The organism is Rhizobium sp. UFLA01-1127, from assembly GCF_059803845.1.
The window spans coordinates 1-16,990 of the sequence record NZ_JAUQTZ010000135.1 but is presented as its reverse complement, the minus strand read 5'-3'; the positions used below and the strand labels follow the sequence as shown (position 1 = coordinate 16,990).

Sequence of the window (16,990 nt, the reverse complement as noted above, 5' to 3'; positions counted from 1 at the left end):
ATGCGCACCGATTTTCGGATCGCCATCGCCGAGCACGCGCGCCCCCTTGGCGACCAGCTGATCGCGCGCCGCAAGGATATCCGCAACCTCGTAGCAGATATGATGCATGCCTCCATCCGGATTCTTTGCGAGGAAAGAGGCGATGGGCGAGGTTTCGCCCAGCGGCTCCAGCAGCTCGACCTTAGTGTTCGGCAGCTCGACGAAAACGACTGTAACGCCGTGTTCCGGCAATGCCTGCGCAGCGGACACTATGGCACCGAGCGTTTCGCGATAGGCCCTGGAAGCCGCCGCAATATCCGGCACGGCTATCGCGACGTGATTGACGCATCCCAGCACGGCACTCTCCTCCCCGATCGGACCGCTGACCTCAGTTGCCCGTGCGCGTGACGAACGCGGTTACGACCGGTTTCTTTCCCCAGCCTTGGTTGGCGGCGGCACGCACGGCACGGCGAACGGCCTCCTGCAACATGTCCAGATCCTTGCGGCGAGCCCGGGGTATGCTCTCGACGGCGCTGACAACGGCGTCGAAGAGTGTATCCTCCATATCCTCGCCCTCATCATCATAGGCCGGCAAGCCGACCGCCACGAGATCAGGATCGCCGACGATGTCGTAGCGGGCATCCAGCACGACGTTGACGGCGACATGGCCGACATAGGCGAGTTTCTTGCGCTCGCCGATACCCATCTCGTCGAAATCACCGATCAGTATGCCATCCTTGAAGATGCGCCCGTGCGGCGCCTCGCCGATCACTTCGACCGGACCGGGCGCGAGGCGCAGCACATCGCCATTGCGTACGCGCGGAACGGTGGCAATGCCGCTCTGTTCGGCCAATTCCTTGTGCGCGGTCAGATGCGTCGCCTCGCCATGCACCGGCACGACGACCTTCGGGCGCGTCCACTCATACATCTTCTGCAGCTCGTTGCGCCGGGGATGGCCGGAGACATGCACGAGCGCTTCTGCATCCGTCACGACATGGACACCCTGCTCGATCAGTCCGTTCTTGATGTCCTGAATCGCCTTCTCATTGCCAGGAATGGCGCGCGAGGAGAAGACGACGATATCGCCAGCGGCCAACGCAACATTGCGCATTTCGTCGCGCGAAAGTTTGGCGAGAGCTGCGCGCGGCTCGCCCTGGCTGCCGGTCAGGATGACCACGACCTTGTCGCGCGGGATATAGCCATATTCGTCTTCGGCGATGAACGGCTTGACGCCTTCCATGAGGCCGATATCGCGGGCAACGTCAACGACGCGCTTCAGCGAGCTGCCGAGCAGCAGCACTTCGCGGCCGGCGGCTTCGGCGGCCTCCGCAACGGTACGGATGCGACCGACATTCGACGAGAAGGTGGTGATCGCCACCCTGCCCTCGGCATCTTCGATGATCTTGCGCAGGCTTTCGGAGACATCCTTCTCCGAAGGCGAGACGCCATCGCGCAGCGCATTGGTGGAATCGCACATCAGCGCCAGCACGCCCTCATCGCCGAGCTGGCGGAAACGGGTCTCGTCGGTCAGCGGACCGAGCGAGGGCTCATGGTCGATCTTCCAGTCGCCCGTATGCACGACATTGCCGAGCGGCGTACGGATCATCAGCGACATCGGTTCGGGGATCGAGTGGTTGACAGCAACACCTTCGATTTCAAAGGGGCCGACATTGATACGGTCTCCAGCCTTGAAGAGCGTTACCGGGATCTCACCCACCGACTTTTCATAATCACGCTTGGCTTCGAGAAGACCGGCGGTAAAGGCAGAGGCATAGATCGGAACATTGAGCCCCGGCCAGAGGTCGTTCAATGCGCCATAGTGATCTTCGTGCGCGTGGGTGATGATGATGCCCTTGAGGTTCTTGCGCTCCTTGGCGAGGAAACGGATATCGGGCAAGACGAGATCGACGCCGGGCAGATCCGGGCCAGGGAAAGTGACACCGCAATCGACCATGATCCACTGGCGCTGCTCCGCCGGGCCGTAGCCGTAGAGCGCGAGATTCATGCCGATTTCGCCGACGCCTCCGAGGGGCAGAAACACCAGTTCGTCTTGTTTCGCCATGTGGTCCCTACCCATCATCTAAGGAAAACGTCGCCCGCGGCGATCGGCATGATCCTGCCGTCCTCGGTCTCGAGCATCAACAAGCCATTATCATCGATTCCGGAGAAATGGCCCGAAATCGAGCGATCCGGCAAGTTTACCGTGATCTTTTCCCCAATCCCGCATGCAAATTCACGCCAGCGGGCAGTGATTTCCCGAATGCCCTTGCCACGGTTCCAGACAGCGAGCGCCTCGGACATGGCAGCATAAAGATGGGCAAAAAGCTCGTCCGGCGACACCATCGAGCCCTGCTGCCTCAGACAGGTGACGGGATACATCGGATTGTCGGGCATGACGGCGATGTTGATGCCGATGCCGATGACAAGCGCGTAGCGGCCGTCCGGCAAGGCTTCGCCTTCGATCAGAATGCCGCAGGTCTTCTTGCGGCCGATCAGGATATCGTTCGGCCATTTGATCTCGGCCGGCAAGGCTGCCAAAGGCAGCACGCCGCGTATCGCCTGATGCACGGCAACCGCAACCGCAAGCGGCAACGAGCCGAGACGGTCCATGGGCGCGGGATCGATCAGAAGGAGAGATGCGTAGAGATTGCCGGCTTCCGACACCCAGGGACGCCCGCGGCGACCGCGGCCGCCGGTCTGACGCTCGGCGGTCACCCAAAGATTTCCGGGATCGCCGGCACGTGCGCGCTCGAGGCACACGTTGTTTGTGGACGAGGTTTCCTGAAGGGCATCATGCCGGAAGTCGGCGAGCGACTTCCGGCCGTTCATGTCAGACGCCATCAAAACAGCGTCGCAGCGGCAAGATCGGCAGCACCGCCGATTGCGCCGCCGAAGAAGACGTAGGCAACGACGAACAGGCCGGAAAGACCGAAGACGAGGCGCAGCGAACCTGCCGTGCGCACGAACTCATCCTTGGCTTCATCGAACCACATTACCTTGATGACGCGCAGATAATAGTAGGCGCCGACGACCGAAGCCAGCACGCCGATGATGGCGAGCGCATAGAGATGCGCCTGGATGGCCGCGACAAAGACGAAGTACTTCCCGAAGAAGCCGGCCAGAGGCGGAATGCCGGCCAGCGAGAACATCAGTACCGTCAGCACGATCGCCATGAAGGGATTGGTCGTGGAGAGGCCGGCGAGATCGTCGATATTTTCGACCTGGCGGCCATCCTTGCGGCGCATCGCCAGGATAATGGCGAAAGAGCCGAGCGTCATGACCATGTAGATGACCATATAGAGCATGACACCGGATACGCCGGTCTTGCTGCCGGCTGCCAGGCCGACGAGCGCATAGCCCATGTGGCCGATCGAGGAATAGGCCATCAGCCGCTTGAAATTGCGCTGGCCGATGGCGGCGAAGGCGCCGAGCAGCATCGACGCGATCGAAATGAACACGATGATCTGCTGCCAGTCGGCAAGCACCGGATGGAAGGCCGTGACGACGATACGGGTCAGAATTGCCATGGCGGCGACCTTCGGCGCACCCGCAAAGAAAGCGGTGACCGGCGTCGGAGCACCTTCATAGACGTCCGGCGTCCACATGTGGAACGGCACGGCGGAGATCTTGAAAGCGAGGCCGGCAAGCACGAAAACCAGGCCGAAGACGAGACCGAGCGAACGGGTCTCGGCGCTGAGTGCCGTGGCGATCGCATCGAAGGTCGTGTGGCCGGTGAAGCCATAGACCAGCGACATACCGTAAAGCAGCATGCCGGACGACAGCGCGCCGAGGACGAAGTACTTCAAGCCGGCTTCGGTCGATTTGACGCTGTCCCGGTTGATGGCGGCGACGACGTAAAGCGCCAGCGACTGCAGCTCCAGCGACAGGTAAAGCGAGATCAGGTCGTGTGCCGAGATCATCAGCAGAATGCCGAGCGTCGCGAGCACGAGCAGGACTGGAAACTCGAAGCGATCGAGCTGCTGCTCGCGCGCCTGCCCCATGCTGAGGAACATCGCCACGATCGAACCGACCAGCGCGACGATCTTCATGAAGCGGGAAAAGCCGTCGGCGAGATAGGCGCCGCCATAGGCCAGCCCCTCGCCCGGCACGAAGATGATCCAGAGGCCGGCCACCGCAAGAAGCGCGATGGCCAGACCCGTGACTGTGGGACCCGACCGTTCGCCCGAGAAGACGCCGATCATGAGCAGCACAAGTGCACCGACCGCGAGGATGAGCTCCGGAATGGAAAGATGCAGGCTTGCAAGAATTGTGTCAGCAGTCATGTCGAATAGGTCCCGTCATCAATTCATCGACAGCGCAACATTCTGCGCAGCGTGCAGGGCAGCGGTATAATTGTTCACCAGCAGATCCACCGAAGCCGCCGTGGCATCGAAGATCGGAGCCGGGTAGACACCGAAGAGGATCGTGAGCGCGATCAGCGGATAGAGGATGAGCTGTTCACGCGGCGACAGATCCAGAAGCTTCTTCAGATTTTCCTTCTCCAGCGCACCGAAAATGACGCGGCGGTAGAGCCAGAGCGCGTAGGCGGCCGACAGGATCACGCCGGTCGCGGCGAAAAGCGCAACCCAGGTGTTGGCGCGGAAAACGCCGATCAGGGTCAGGAATTCGCCGATGAAGCCGGAGGTACCGGGCAGGCCGACATTGGCCATGGTGAAGACCATCATGGCGACGGCATATTTCGGCATGTTGTTGACGAGGCCGCCATAGGCCGCGATCTCGCGGGTATGGGTGCGGTCGTAGATCACGCCGACGCAGAGGAAGAGAGCGCCCGAGACGATGCCGTGCGACAGCATCTGGAAGATCGCACCCTGCACGCCCTGCTGGTTCGCCGCGAAGATACCCATCGTCACATAGCCCATGTGGGCGACCGACGAATAGGCGATCAGCTTCTTGATGTCGTCCTGCATCATCGCGACCAGCGAGGTGTAGATGATGGCGATGACCGACAGCGCAAAGACGAGCGGCGCGAAATATTCGGACGCATTCGGGAACATGCCGAGCGAGAAGCGGATCAGGCCGTAGCCGCCAAGCTTCAGGAGGATGCCTGCCAGGATGACCGAGCCGGCCGTCGGCGCCTGGACGTGTGCGTCCGGAAGCCAGGTGTGGACCGGCCACATCGGCATCTTCACTGCGAAAGAGGCGAAGAAGGCGAGCCAGAGCCATGTCTGCATCTGCGGCGGGAACTTGTACTGCAGCAGCGTCGGGATATCGGTCGTGCCGGACTGCCAGTACATCGCCATGATGGCGAGCAGCATCAGCACCGAGCCGAGCAGCGTGTAGAGGAAGAACTTGTAGCTGGCGTAGACGCGATCCTTGCCGCCCCAGACGCCGATGATCAGGAACATCGGAATGAGGCCGGCTTCGAAGAAGACGTAGAACAGCACGATATCCAGCGATGTGAACACGCCGACCATCATCGTCTCGAGGACGAGGAAGGCGATCATGTAATCCTTCAGACGCTTTTCGACCGAGAGCCAGCTTGCGAGCACGCAGAAAGGCATCAGGAAGGTCGAGAGAATGACGAACAGCATGGAGATGCCGTCGACGCCCATGTGATAGCTGATACCGCTCGTCAGCCACTCATGCTTTTCGATCAGCTGGAAACCCGGATTGGCGTTGTCGAACCAGATCCAGACGAACAGCGACACGATGAAAGTGACGATGGTCGTCGCCAGCGAAATGTTCAGGATATTCCGGCGGCCATTGGCGCCGTTCTCCTGCGTGAACAGCAGAAGAAGGACACCGACCAGCGGCAGGAATGTGACCGTTGAAAGAATGGGCCAATCGGTCATCAGAGGGAACTCCCGAGCATCATCCAGGTAACGAGGGCGGCAATGCCGAGCAGCATTGCGAAGGCATAGTGATAGAGGTAGCCGGTCTGCAGGCGCACGACGCGGTTAGTAACATCGACGACGCGCGCGGCAATGCCGTTCGGGCCGAAGGTATCGATGACCCCGATGTCGCCCTTCTTCCAGAGGAAGCGGCCAAGCGCCTTGGCAGAGCGAACGAAGAGGAAGTCATAGAGCTCGTCGAAGTACCACTTGTTCAGGAGGAACTCGTAGAGCACGCGCTGCTGCTGAGCGAGCCGGCGCGGCGTCTCCGGCGACTTTATGTAGAAATACCAGGCGGTGACGAGACCGAGGAGCATAGCGATGAAGGGGCTGAGCTCAACCCACATAGGCGCATGTTCCATTTCCTCGAGGATCTTGTTGTCCGGGAGCGTGAACAGCGCATGCTTCCAGAATTCCTCGTAGGCGTGACCGACGAAATCGGCGTTGAAATACATACCCGCGGCTACAGCACCGATCGCCAGCAGGTACAGCGGGACCAGCATGACGTTCGGCGATTCATGCACATGGTGCATGACTTCGTGCGAGGCGCGGGGCTTGCCGAAGAAGGTCATGAAGATCAGACGCCAGGAATAGAAGCTGGTGAACATCGCGGCAATGACCAGCAGCGTGAAGGCGAAGCCGGCGGCTGCATTGTGCGAGGCAAAGGCCGCCAGGATGATCGCATCCTTCGAGATGAAGCCGGCAAAACCGATATGGGTCAGCGGGATGCCGACGCCGGTGATCGCCAGCGTGCCGATGATCATCATCCAGAAAGTCTTCTGGATATGCGGGCGCAGGCCGCCCATATGACGCATGTCCTGCTCGCCATCGACGGCATGAATGACCGAGCCGGCGCACAGGAAGAGCAGCGCCTTGAAGAAGGCGTGGGTGAAGAGATGGAAGATCGCGGCACCATAGGCGCCGACGCCGAGGGCGACGAACATGTAGCCCAGCTGCGAACAGGTCGAATACGCGATGACGCGCTTGATATCGTTCTGTACGAGGCCGACGGTCGCGGCGAAGAAGGCCGTGATCGCACCGATGATGGTGACGAAGGTCAGCGCATCCTGCGACAGTTCGAAGATCGGCGACATGCGGGCGACGAGGAAGACGCCGGCGGTGACCATGGTCGCGGCATGGATGAGCGCGGAAACCGGGGTCGGGCCTTCCATGGCATCCGGCAGCCAGGTGTGCAACAGGAACTGTGCCGACTTGCCCATGGCGCCCATGAAGAGCAGCAGGCAGACGCCAGTGAGCGCATGGCCGCGATCAAGATGCATGCCGAAGAGGTTGAGCACGACATCGCCCGGCTGACCGCCCTGCCCTGCGGCAAAGCTCTGGGCATTGCCGAAGATGACGTCGAAATTGATCGAGCCGAAGAGGACGAAAACGCCGGCAATGCCGAGAACGAAGCCGAAGTCGCCGACACGGTTGACGATGAAAGCTTTGATCGCCGCCGCCGAGGCGGACGGCTTCTTGAACCAGAAGCCGATCAGCAGATAGGAGGCCAGACCGACGCCTTCCCAGCCGAAGAACATCTGCGCGAGGTTGTCGGAAGTCACCAGCATCAGCATGGCGAAGGTGAAAAGCGAGAGATAGGCGAAGAAGCGCGGACGATGCGGATCGTGATGCATGTATCCGATCGAGTAGACGTGAACCAGGGTCGAAACCGAATTCACGACGATCAGCATCACCGAGGTCAGCGTATCGACGCGCAGCGACCAGGAGGCGTCGATGCCGCCGGACTGGATCCAGCGCAGGACCTCGACCTTAATCGGGCCGTCCGTATGGCCAAGCGCCACCGTGAAGAAGACGACCCAGGAAAGGACGGCGGCGATGATCATCAGGCCGGTGGTTACATATTCCGAAGCCTTGGCGCCGATCGCGCGGCCGAAAAGGCCGGCGATGATCGCGCCGATCAGGGGAAGAAAGACGATAGCCTTATATAAGAACATAGCTGTATCAGCCCTTCATCACGTTGACGTCTTCGACTGCGATGGAGCCGCGGTTACGATAGAAGACGACGAGAATTGCAAGACCGATCGCAGCCTCAGCCGCGGCGACGGTCAAAATGAATAGAGCGAAAACCTGGCCGACGATGTCGTTGAGGAACGACGAGAAGGCGACCATGTTGATGTTGACCGCGAGCAATATGAGTTCGATCGACATCAGAATGATGATGACGTTCTTCCGGTTGAGGAAGATACCGAAAACGCCGAGCACGAAGAGGATGGCGCTGACCGTCAGGTAGTGGGAAAGTCCGATGACCATGTTCTTGTTCCTTTGATCCTCGTGCCTCGCCTCAGACGCCCTGCCCCGACTTGACCTTGACCACCTCGACGGCGGTCGCGGGCGTACGGGCGACCTGTTGGGAAATGTTCTGACGCTTGACGTGCGTGCGATGCCGCAATGTCAGCACGATCGCGCCGATCATCGCCACCAGCAGCACAAGGCCGGCGATCTCGAAGAAATAAACGTAGTTGGTGTAAAGCACGTCGCCGAGGGCGGCGGTATTCGTCCGGGTCGCAGGCGCCGGGATCGGCATGGCGACCGACTTGGCGATCGTCGGCGAAATCACGCTTCCGCCGATGACGACGATGAGTTCGGCCGCGAGAATGACACCGATCAATGCGCCGATCGGTGCATATTCCAGAATGCCGGCCCGAAGCTCCGAGAAGTCGATATCGAGCATCATGACGACGAAGAGGAAGAGGACCGCCACTGCGCCGACATAAACGACCAGCAGGATCATCGCCAGGAACTCAGCCCCCATCAGCAGAAAGAGGCCGGCCGCGTTGAAGAAAACCAGGATGAGGAACAGGACCGAATGGACCGGATTCCGCGCCGAGATGACCATGAACGCCGACGCCACAGCGACAAAGGCGAAGATATAGAAAAAAAGAGCCTGCAGACCCATGTTGGTGCCTTTTTCGTCTTCCCCCGGGCAGCCGGGAGTTTCCCTGCCCGATGGAGCTCGACCGAACGATAGGTCCGGCAAAGCCCCGGTCTATATTCAACCGCGACGGCGACAATCGGCCGCCTGTCCCGGCATATTCAAAACTCCGCTCAGCGGTACGGCGAATCCATTGCGATGTTGCGCGCGATTTCGCGTTCCCAGCGGTCGCCATTGTCCAAAAGCCGCGCCTTGTCGAAGTAGAGCTCTTCGCGGGTCTCGGTGGCGAATTCGAAGTTCGGCCCTTCGACGATGGCGTCGACCGGGCAGGCTTCCTGGCAGAAGCCGCAATAAATGCATTTCACCATGTCGATGTCGTAACGCACCGTACGGCGGGTGCCGTCATTGCGGCGCGGCCCGGCCTCGATGGTGATGGCCTGGGCAGGACAGATGGCTTCGCAGAGCTTGCAAGCGATGCAGCGCTCTTCGCCGTTGGGATAGCGGCGCAATGCATGTTCGCCGCGGAAGCGCGGGCTGACCGGCCCCTTCTCGAACGGGTAGTTGATCGTTGCCTTCTGCTTGAAGAAGTAACGCATCGACAAAAAGAATGCGCCGACAAATTCCTTGAGGAACAGCGAGCTGACGGCGTTGGAAATTCCGGCCATCTTCAACCTCCAAATCTGCTTGAAGCGAGGATCGACATCGTCATGCCCATCCCGTCAGCTTCAGCACGAATGCAACGATAACGACCATGGCGAGCGACAGCGGCAGGAAAACCTTCCAGCCAAGGCGCATGAGCTGGTCGTAGCGGTAGCGCGGCACGAATGCCTTCACCATCGCGAACATGAAGAACACAAGGCACGACTTCAGCAGGAACCAGACGATGCCCGGAACCCAGTTCAGAATCCAGATATCGACCGGAGGCAGCCAGCCGCCGAGGAAGAGAATCGTCGTCAGCGAGCACATCAGGACGACAGCGGCGTATTCGCCGAGCATGAACATCATGTAGGGCGACGAACCGTATTCGACCATGAAGCCGGCAACCAGCTCCGATTCCGCCTCCGGAAGATCGAAAGGCGGACGGTTGGTTTCAGCCAGCGCCGAAATGAAGAACACGATGAACATCGGGAAGAGCGACAGCCAGTGCCAGTCGAGGAACGAAGCCGGCAGGCCGAGCTTGGTGCCGAGGCCCGTCTGCTGCGACAGCACGATATCCGTCAGGTTCAGCGAACCGACGCAAAGCAGCACGGTAACGATGACGAAGCCGATCGAGACTTCGTACGACACCATCTGCGCCGCCGAGCGGAGCGCGCCGAGGAAGGGGTACTTCGAGTTCGAAGCCCAGCCGCCCATGATGATGCCGTAAACTTCGAGCGACGAGATCGCCAGAATGTAGAGGATGCCGACATTGATATCGGCGATAACCCAGTGCTGCGCCACCGGCACGACGGCCCAGGTGGAGAGCGCCAGCACCACCGAAACCAGCGGGGCCAGCAAAAACACGGTCTTGTTGGCGCCGGCCGGGATGATCGGCTCCTTGAACATGAACTTGAGCAAGTCGGCGAAGGACTGGAACAGACCGAAGGGTCCGACGACGTTCGGACCGCGGCGCAACTGGACGGCAGCCCAGATCTTGCGGTCGGCAAGCAGAATATAAGCGATGAAAACCAGCAGGCAGACCAGGAGCAGCAGCGACTGGCCAATCATGATCAGCGCCGGCCAAAGATAGGTCGAAACGAATGAATCCATAGTCCTTGCCCTTACTCTGCCGCAACGCGGAAATTGTTGCGGGCCAATGCCGAGCATTCGGCCATCACAGCCGATGCGCGCGTTATCGGGTTCGTCAAATAGAAGTCTTTGATCGGCGAAGCAAATGCCGATTTGCCCATTGCGCCGGCTTTTTTCGCAAGTGCGGCAATTTGGGCGCTATCGGCCACGGCGATCTCGTCGATACCGGCGAAATGCGGGAAGGCTGCATAGAGCTTCGAGCGCAATTCCCTCAGCGAATCAAAGGGAAGCTTCTTTCCGAGCACGTCGGAAAGGGCGCGGATGATCGCCCAGTCCTCGCGGGCATCGCCCGGTGCGAAACCGGCGCGGTTACCCATCTGGACACGGCCTTCGGTGTTGACCCACGTGCCCGACTTTTCGGTATAGGCGGCGGCCGGAAGGATGACATCGGCATTCTGCGCGCCGTTGTCGCCGTGCGAGCCGATATAAACGGTGAACTTGGCGCCCTTGCGGCTGAAGTCGAGTTCATCGGCGCCGAGCAGGAAGAGGACGTCCATCGACGACAGCATGGCGGCGGCATTGACGCCCTTTGCGCCCGGCACGAAGCCGAGATCGAGGCCGCCGACACGCGCGGCTGCCGTATGCAGCACGGCAAAGCCGTTCCAGCCATCCTTGACGACGCCGACGGCCGCGGCGAGCTTGGCGGCATTTGCCAGCACTTCAGCGCCGTCTTCGCGGATGAGAGCGCCCTGGCCGATGATGATCATCGGCCTCTCGGCATTCTTCAGCACCTCGGCGAAGCTGTGCGAGCCGCTGACGAGATCGGCCAGCGTGTCCGGGCCGGCGCCGAGATAATCATAGGAGTAACGAAGATCTGCAGCTTCGCCGATCACGCCGATCGGGAATTTGCCGCGGCGCCAGCGCTTGCGGATGCGCGAGTTCATCACCGCAGCCTCGAAGCGCGGATTGGCGCCGACGATCAGCAGCGCGTCGGCAGCTTCGATGCCCTGGATGCTCGGGTTGAAGACGTAGCTTGCGCGGCCGAGCGACGGATCAAGCGCCGTCCCGTCCTGGCGACAGTCGAGATTTTCCGATCCCAGCGATTTCAGCAGTTCGCCGAGAGCATACATTTCCTCGACCGAGGCGAGATCGCCGGCAATGGCGCCGATCTTGTCGCCGGTGGTGGCGGAAACAGCAGACTTGATGGCAGCAAAAGCGTCGCTCCAGCTTGCCGGCTGCAGGCGGCCATCCTTGCAGACATAGGGCTTGTCGAGGCGCTGCGTCTTCAGGCCGTCCCAGATGAAGCGGGTCTTGTCGGAGATCCACTCTTCGTTGATCTGCTCGTTTACGCGCGGCAGGACGCGCATGACTTCGCGGCCGCGCGTATCGACGCGGATGGCCGAGCCGAGTGCGTCCATGACGTCGATCGATTCGGTCTTGTTCAGCTCCCACGGACGGGCCGTAAAGGCGAAGGGCTTCGAGGTCAGCGCGCCGACTGGGCAGAGGTCAACAACGTTGCCCTGCAGTTCGGAGGTCATTGCCTGCTCGAGATAGGTGGTGATCTCTGCGTCTTCACCGCGGCCGATAAGGCCGAGTTCGGAAATGCCGGCAACTTCCGTCGTGAAGCGGACGCAGCGCGTGCAGTGAATGCAGCGATTCATCACGGTCTTGACGAGCGGGCCGATATACTTGTCCTCGACGGCGCGCTTGTCTTCCTGATAGCGCGAACTATCGATACCGAAGGCCATGGCCTGGTCCTGCAGGTCGCATTCGCCGCCCTGATCGCAGATCGGGCAATCCAGCGGGTGGTTGATCAGCAGGAATTCCATCACGCCTTCGCGGGCCTTCTTGACCATCGGCGTGTTGGTGAAGACTTCCGGAAGCTCGCCGTTCGGACCGCCGCGGATATCGCGAACGCCCATGGCGCAGGATGCCTGCGGCTTCGGCGGGCCGCCCTTCACCTCAACGAGGCACATGCGGCAATTGCCGGCCACCGACAGTCGTTCATGGAAGCAGAAGCGCGGGACTTCGGCGCCGGCTTCCTCGCACGCCTGGATAAGCGTGTAGTGATCCGGAACTTCGATCTCTTTACCGTCAATCTTCAGTTTAGCCATCGTCCACTCAGTCCTATGTCACGTCCTCAGCCCAACCTGGCCGCGGACAATTTCATGATCGCAAACCGAACTGCCACCGGCGCGGCATGAAACCGCATGGCACCGGTTCGCTCACAACAAGCTTTGCCAAGCCTTGTCCCCACAAGACCAGCTTTGCGATCGAAACATTGCGGACATCTGCGCAATGATCTCAACCGCTTTCATTCACCTCCCCGGCCGCAATCCAGCCGGGGAAAAACTCAACTCCGGCCCTTCGGCAGCAGCGCCTTCGCCTGACCGACCCAATCGTCACGCCGGATGCGACCTTCGAAACCGAGTTCGCCATCGATCCGCTCGATATCCGCATCGCTCCACGCGGCGATGTCGGCGAATCGCTTGATGCCACGTCCGTTCAGCACCTGCTCCAGCTTCGGACCGATGCCGGAAATCCGCTTCAGGTCGTCAGCTTTCTCCGCGACCTTGCGGCTGCGCGCAGGAGCCGGCTTGACAGCATCCGGTACAGCAACCTCGGCCTTGCTTTTTGCCGCAGCCGTCGCGACCTTGGGTGCGGCAACGGCAGGCTTCGGCTCGGCTTTCTTCGCCGCGACCGGCTTCTGCTTTGCGGCAGCGGCGGCCTTCAACGCGGCTGGCTTCGGCGTGACCGACTTGGCAACGGGCGCCGCCTTTATAGGCTTTGCATCCCCTGCCCCATCATTCGCGTCGGCCGGTTTTGCAGCAACCGCATCCTGATGCTTTTCGTCTTCCAGGGCTTCGGCCAACCTAGTGGTGGCTTCGACGGCACCCTGGAAAGCGCCGAGGAATGCGCCCGCCAGCTGCGAAGAGAAGCCGAAACCGATCGCGGTGACGGCGGCAAAGGCTGCGGCCGGATGGGCCATCAGCGGATGGATCGGCATGATCGGCGCGTTCCCAAAGATACCGGCGGCGACGCGACCGAGATCGGCCGATGCATTATCGGCCGCTCCGCTGTCCTGCCTGATATCCCTGGTCTTCGCCATGACGATCCTTACTCGGCCGCTTCCAGGACCGCGCCGTGGCTTGTCGCGTTGGCGGTGTACTGGTCGATGCGCTTTTCGATTTCCGGACGGAAATTGCGGATCAGGCCCTGCACCGGCCATGCGGCCGCGTCACCGAGCGCACAGATGGTATGACCTTCGATCTGCTTCGTCACTTGGAACAGCATGTCGATCTCGCGCTTCTGCGCGTTGCCGCGAGCCATGCGCTCCAGAACGCGCCACATCCAGCCCGTGCCTTCACGGCAAGGCGTGCACTGGCCGCAGCTTTCATGCTTGAAGAATGCCGAGATGCGGGCGATCGCCTTGATGATGTCGGTCGACTTGTCCATGACGATCGCCGCCGCCGTACCGAAGGACGACTTGACTTCGCGCAGGCCGTCGAAATCCATCGGGCAATCGATGATATCGGCCGCCGGAACGACCGGGCACGATGCGCCGCCGGGGATGACGGCAAGCAGGTTGTCCCAGCCGCCGCGAATGCCGCCGGCGTGCTTTTCGACCAGCTCCCGGAAGGTGATGCCCATCGTCTCTTCGACCGTGCAGGGACGGTTGACGTGACCGGAGAGCATGAACAGCTTCGTACCGACGTTGTTCGGGCGGCCGAAAGAGGAGAACCAGCCCGCGCCGCGGCGCAGGATCGTCGGCGCAACGGCGATGGATTCGACGTTGTTGACGGTGGTCGGGCAGCCATAGAGACCCATGTTCGCCGGGAACGGCGGCTTCAGGCGCGGCTGGCCCTTCTTGCCTTCCAGGCTTTCGAGCAGCGCGGTTTCTTCGCCGCAGATATAGGCACCGGCGCCGTGATGAACGAAAACGTCAAAATCCCAGCCGAGCTTGTTGTTTTTACCCAGCAATCCGGCATCGTAGCATTCGTCGATCGCAGCCTGCAGGGCTTCGCGCTCGCGCATGTATTCGCCGCGGACATAAATGTAGGCGGTGTTCGCACCCATGGCGAAACCGGCGATGACGCAGCCTTCGATCAGCGTATGCGGATCGTGGCGCATGATGTCGCGGTCCTTGCAGGTGCCGGGCTCGGACTCGTCGGCATTGACGACGAGATAGTGCGGACGGCCGTCGCTTTCCTTCGGCATGAAGGACCATTTGAGACCGGTCGGGAAGCCTGCGCCGCCGCGGCCGCGAAGGCCGGAAGCCTTCATCTCGTTGATGATCCAGTCACGGCCCTTTTCGAGGATTTGCTTCGTGCCGTCCCAATGGCCGCGCGACATCGCGCCCTTGAGGGATTTGTCCTTGAGGCCGTAGATATTGGTAAAGATGCGATCCTGATCCTGTAACATGCTTCACCTCTTACCGCGGCTTCTTGCCGAAGACCTTGATATATTCCGCTTCGCCACCCTTAGCGAGTGCCTCAGCCTGCCTGACCCATTCGTCGCGTTCGATCCGGCCCTTGAAATTCAGATAGCCATCGACCCAATGACGCTCGGCCTCATGCCAGCTCGCAATCTGCGCGAAGGTGAAGATGCCAAGCTCATGCAAGGTCCCTTCGGTCTTCGGACCAACACCTGAAATGAGCTGCAGATTGTCGGGCTGCGCAGGTCTTTCGATACCGGCAGGACGATTCTTGTCATCAAGCGACGGCTTGCCGGCAACGGGCTCCGCAGCTGCCGTACCCGAAAGCGGCTGCGTTTCGGCTGCCTTCGCATTCTTGGCCGCGGCAGCCGGCTCGGTTGCCGGCGTCTTCAGGCTCTGATTGGTTTCAGCATCCGTACTCTTGGCGCGGCCGGCCTCGGACGGCGGGATCGACACGGCTTCAGCCGCAGCCTTTGCCGCCTTGCTCGCAACGCTCTTTGCCTTGCTCTCATCAGAGAGAAGAGACGTCAAGCCACCTTCCGGAGCGGAAAAAACGCGATCGATCTGCGGACCGGTCTGAATTTCATGGCCCTTGCCCGCGGCGAAGGCATCGATGATCTCTTCGAGACGCGTCGGCGTCAGATCCTCATAGGTATCCTTGCCGATCACCACCATCGGTGCGTTGACGCAGGCGCCCTGACATTCGACCTCTTCCCATGAGAGCGTGCCGTCGGCGTTGCGCTCGAATGCATGATCGTTGATCCGGCTCTTGCAGATCTTGATCAACCCTTCGGCACCACGCAGCATGCAGGGCGTCGTGCCGCAAACCTGAACATGGGCGCGCGTGCCGACCGGATGCAGCTGGAACTGCGTATAGAAGGTGGCAACTTCGAGCGCACGGATATAGGCCATGTCGAGCATGTCGGCGATCGTTTCGATAGCCGCCTTCGTGACCCAGCCTTCCTGCTCCTGCGCGCGCATCATCAGCGGGATGATCGCGGATTGCTGACGACCATCAGGATATTTCTTGATCGTCTTTTCGGCCCAGACCGCATTCTCCGCATTGAAGGCAAAAGCGGCAGGCTGGAATTGATCTTCGGCTAGTCGACGAACGGACATCTTTCACGCCTTATCTCAGTTTAAGGACCCACACCGCGTATTCGTCAGAGACGAGAATTCGCAGGCATAGGCCGACTGGTCTTTCTGCATAAACACAACAAACTTGCCGCCATTCGGCACGGCGGCCTTGATCTGATAACCGCGAGAGAGGAGATCCGCCACAGTCGAATCCTCACTCTGCTTCACCGCGTTTCCGCCCTTTGCAGAATTCGCGCCCGGCGCATTCGAACCCTGCAGGTTGATGGTCGGCAGGCTTTGCGTCCTCCCCGTCTGCTGTGCCGAGGCACCGCAAGCGACGAGAAGCGCTGGGATAACCACCTGCCAAACCCGCATCAGCGATCCACCTCACCGAACACGATATCGAGCGAGCCGAGCACGGCCGCGACGTCGGCGAGCAGATGGCCGCGGCACATGAAATCCATGGCCTGCAGATGCGCATAGCCCGGCGCACGGATCTTGCAGCGATAAGGCTTATTGGAACCGTCGGAGACGAGATAGACGCCGAACTCGCCCTTCGGCGCTTCGACGGCGGCATAAACCTCACCGGCCGGCACATGATAGCCTTCGGTGTAGAGCTTGAAGTGATGGATCAGCGCTTCCATGGAGCGCTTCATCTCACCGCGCTTCGGCGGAACGACCTTGCCGTCCAGCGACGAAACCGGCCCTGCCTTGGCATCGCCCAGCAGGCGGTTGACGCACTGCTTCATGATGCGAACAGACTCGCGCATTTCGATCATGCGGATGAGGTAACGGTCGTAGCAGTCGCCGTTCTTGCCGATCGGAATGTCGAATTCGAGATCGGAATAGCATTCGTAAGGCTGTGCCTTGCGCAGATCCCAGGCAGCACCGGAGCCGCGGACCATAACGCCGGAGAAGCCCCAGGCCCAACAGTCTTCCAGCGAAACCACGCCGATATCGACGTTACGCTGCTTGAAGATACGGTTGCCCGTCAGAAGGTCGTCGATGTCGTCGAGTGCCTTCAGG

16 protein-coding genes are annotated in these 16,990 nt (G+C 60.8%); all 16 read right to left on the bottom strand.

What is annotated here, in order from left to right; all coding sequences use genetic code 11:
* Positions 1-336 (bottom strand): methylmalonyl-CoA epimerase (mce, locus tag Q4Q11_RS25540; protein ID WP_498571242.1); only part of this gene is annotated, 336 nt, incomplete at its 3' end.
* A 31-nt stretch (positions 337-367) separates the two neighbouring features.
* Positions 368-2,041, bottom strand: coding sequence for a ribonuclease J (locus Q4Q11_RS25535; protein ID WP_498571241.1), 1,674 nt, complete (start codon positions 2,039-2,041; stop codon positions 368-370).
* A gap of 14 nt (positions 2,042-2,055) precedes the next feature.
* On the bottom strand, positions 2,056-2,820 hold the full coding sequence (locus Q4Q11_RS25530; protein ID WP_498571240.1) for a biotin--[acetyl-CoA-carboxylase] ligase: 765 nt from the start codon (positions 2,818-2,820) through the stop codon (positions 2,056-2,058).
* Entirely contained in the window at positions 2,820-4,262 is a 1,443-nt protein-coding gene (gene nuoN / locus Q4Q11_RS25525; protein WP_498571239.1) for an NADH-quinone oxidoreductase subunit NuoN, read from the bottom strand. The genes Q4Q11_RS25530 and nuoN overlap by 1 nt, the downstream gene beginning before the upstream one ends.
* Positions 4,263-4,280: 18 nt before the next feature.
* The gene (locus Q4Q11_RS25520; protein ID WP_112511128.1) at positions 4,281-5,792 is read right to left on the bottom strand and encodes an NADH-quinone oxidoreductase subunit M; all 1,512 of its coding nucleotides are present in this window, start codon (positions 5,790-5,792) and stop codon (positions 4,281-4,283) included.
* A complete protein-coding gene (gene nuoL, locus Q4Q11_RS25515; RefSeq protein WP_112511126.1) occupies positions 5,792-7,786 on the bottom strand; it encodes an NADH-quinone oxidoreductase subunit L in 1,995 nt (664 codons plus the stop codon). The genes Q4Q11_RS25520 and nuoL overlap by 1 nt, the downstream gene beginning before the upstream one ends.
* Before the next feature lie 7 nt (positions 7,787-7,793).
* Positions 7,794-8,102 carry an NADH-quinone oxidoreductase subunit NuoK gene (gene nuoK, locus Q4Q11_RS25510; protein WP_004122490.1) on the bottom strand — a complete coding sequence of 103 codons (309 nt, stop codon included), beginning with the start codon at positions 8,100-8,102 and terminating at the stop codon, positions 7,794-7,796.
* Positions 8,103-8,133: 31 nt separating this feature from the next.
* Positions 8,134-8,748: an NADH-quinone oxidoreductase subunit J gene (locus Q4Q11_RS25505; RefSeq protein ID WP_112511124.1), complete on the bottom strand. Its 615-nt coding sequence runs from the start codon at positions 8,746-8,748 to the stop codon at positions 8,134-8,136.
* A gap of 149 nt (positions 8,749-8,897) precedes the next feature.
* Positions 8,898-9,389 (bottom strand): NADH-quinone oxidoreductase subunit NuoI, encoded by a 492-nt coding sequence (nuoI, locus tag Q4Q11_RS25500; RefSeq protein WP_112511122.1) that lies wholly within the window; start codon positions 9,387-9,389, stop codon positions 8,898-8,900.
* Positions 9,390-9,429: 40 nt separating this feature from the next.
* On the bottom strand, positions 9,430-10,473 hold the full coding sequence (gene nuoH / locus Q4Q11_RS25495; RefSeq protein WP_113216117.1) for an NADH-quinone oxidoreductase subunit NuoH: 1,044 nt from the start codon (positions 10,471-10,473) through the stop codon (positions 9,430-9,432).
* Positions 10,474-10,484: 11 nt separating this feature from the next.
* Positions 10,485-12,566, bottom strand: coding sequence for an NADH-quinone oxidoreductase subunit NuoG (nuoG, locus tag Q4Q11_RS25490; RefSeq protein ID WP_498571238.1), 2,082 nt, complete (start codon positions 12,564-12,566; stop codon positions 10,485-10,487).
* 239 nt (positions 12,567-12,805) lie between these two features.
* Positions 12,806-13,561, bottom strand: coding sequence for a helix-hairpin-helix domain-containing protein (locus Q4Q11_RS25485; protein ID WP_498571237.1), 756 nt, complete (start codon positions 13,559-13,561; stop codon positions 12,806-12,808).
* Between the two features lie 8 nt (positions 13,562-13,569).
* Positions 13,570-14,874 carry an NADH-quinone oxidoreductase subunit NuoF gene (nuoF, locus tag Q4Q11_RS25480; protein WP_498571236.1) on the bottom strand — a complete coding sequence of 435 codons (1,305 nt, stop codon included), beginning with the start codon at positions 14,872-14,874 and terminating at the stop codon, positions 13,570-13,572.
* A 10-nt stretch (positions 14,875-14,884) separates the two neighbouring features.
* Complete coding sequence (locus tag Q4Q11_RS25475; protein ID WP_498571235.1) at positions 14,885-16,006, bottom strand: NADH-quinone oxidoreductase subunit E; 1,122 nt, start codon at positions 16,004-16,006, stop codon at positions 14,885-14,887.
* A 15-nt stretch (positions 16,007-16,021) separates the two neighbouring features.
* Positions 16,022-16,339 (bottom strand): hypothetical protein, encoded by a 318-nt coding sequence (locus Q4Q11_RS25470; RefSeq protein ID WP_498571234.1) that lies wholly within the window; start codon positions 16,337-16,339, stop codon positions 16,022-16,024.
* A partial coding sequence (locus Q4Q11_RS25465; RefSeq protein ID WP_498571233.1) for an NADH-quinone oxidoreductase subunit D-related protein occupies positions 16,339-16,990 on the bottom strand: 652 nt, incomplete at its 5' end. The genes Q4Q11_RS25465 and Q4Q11_RS25470, both read right to left, overlap by 1 nt.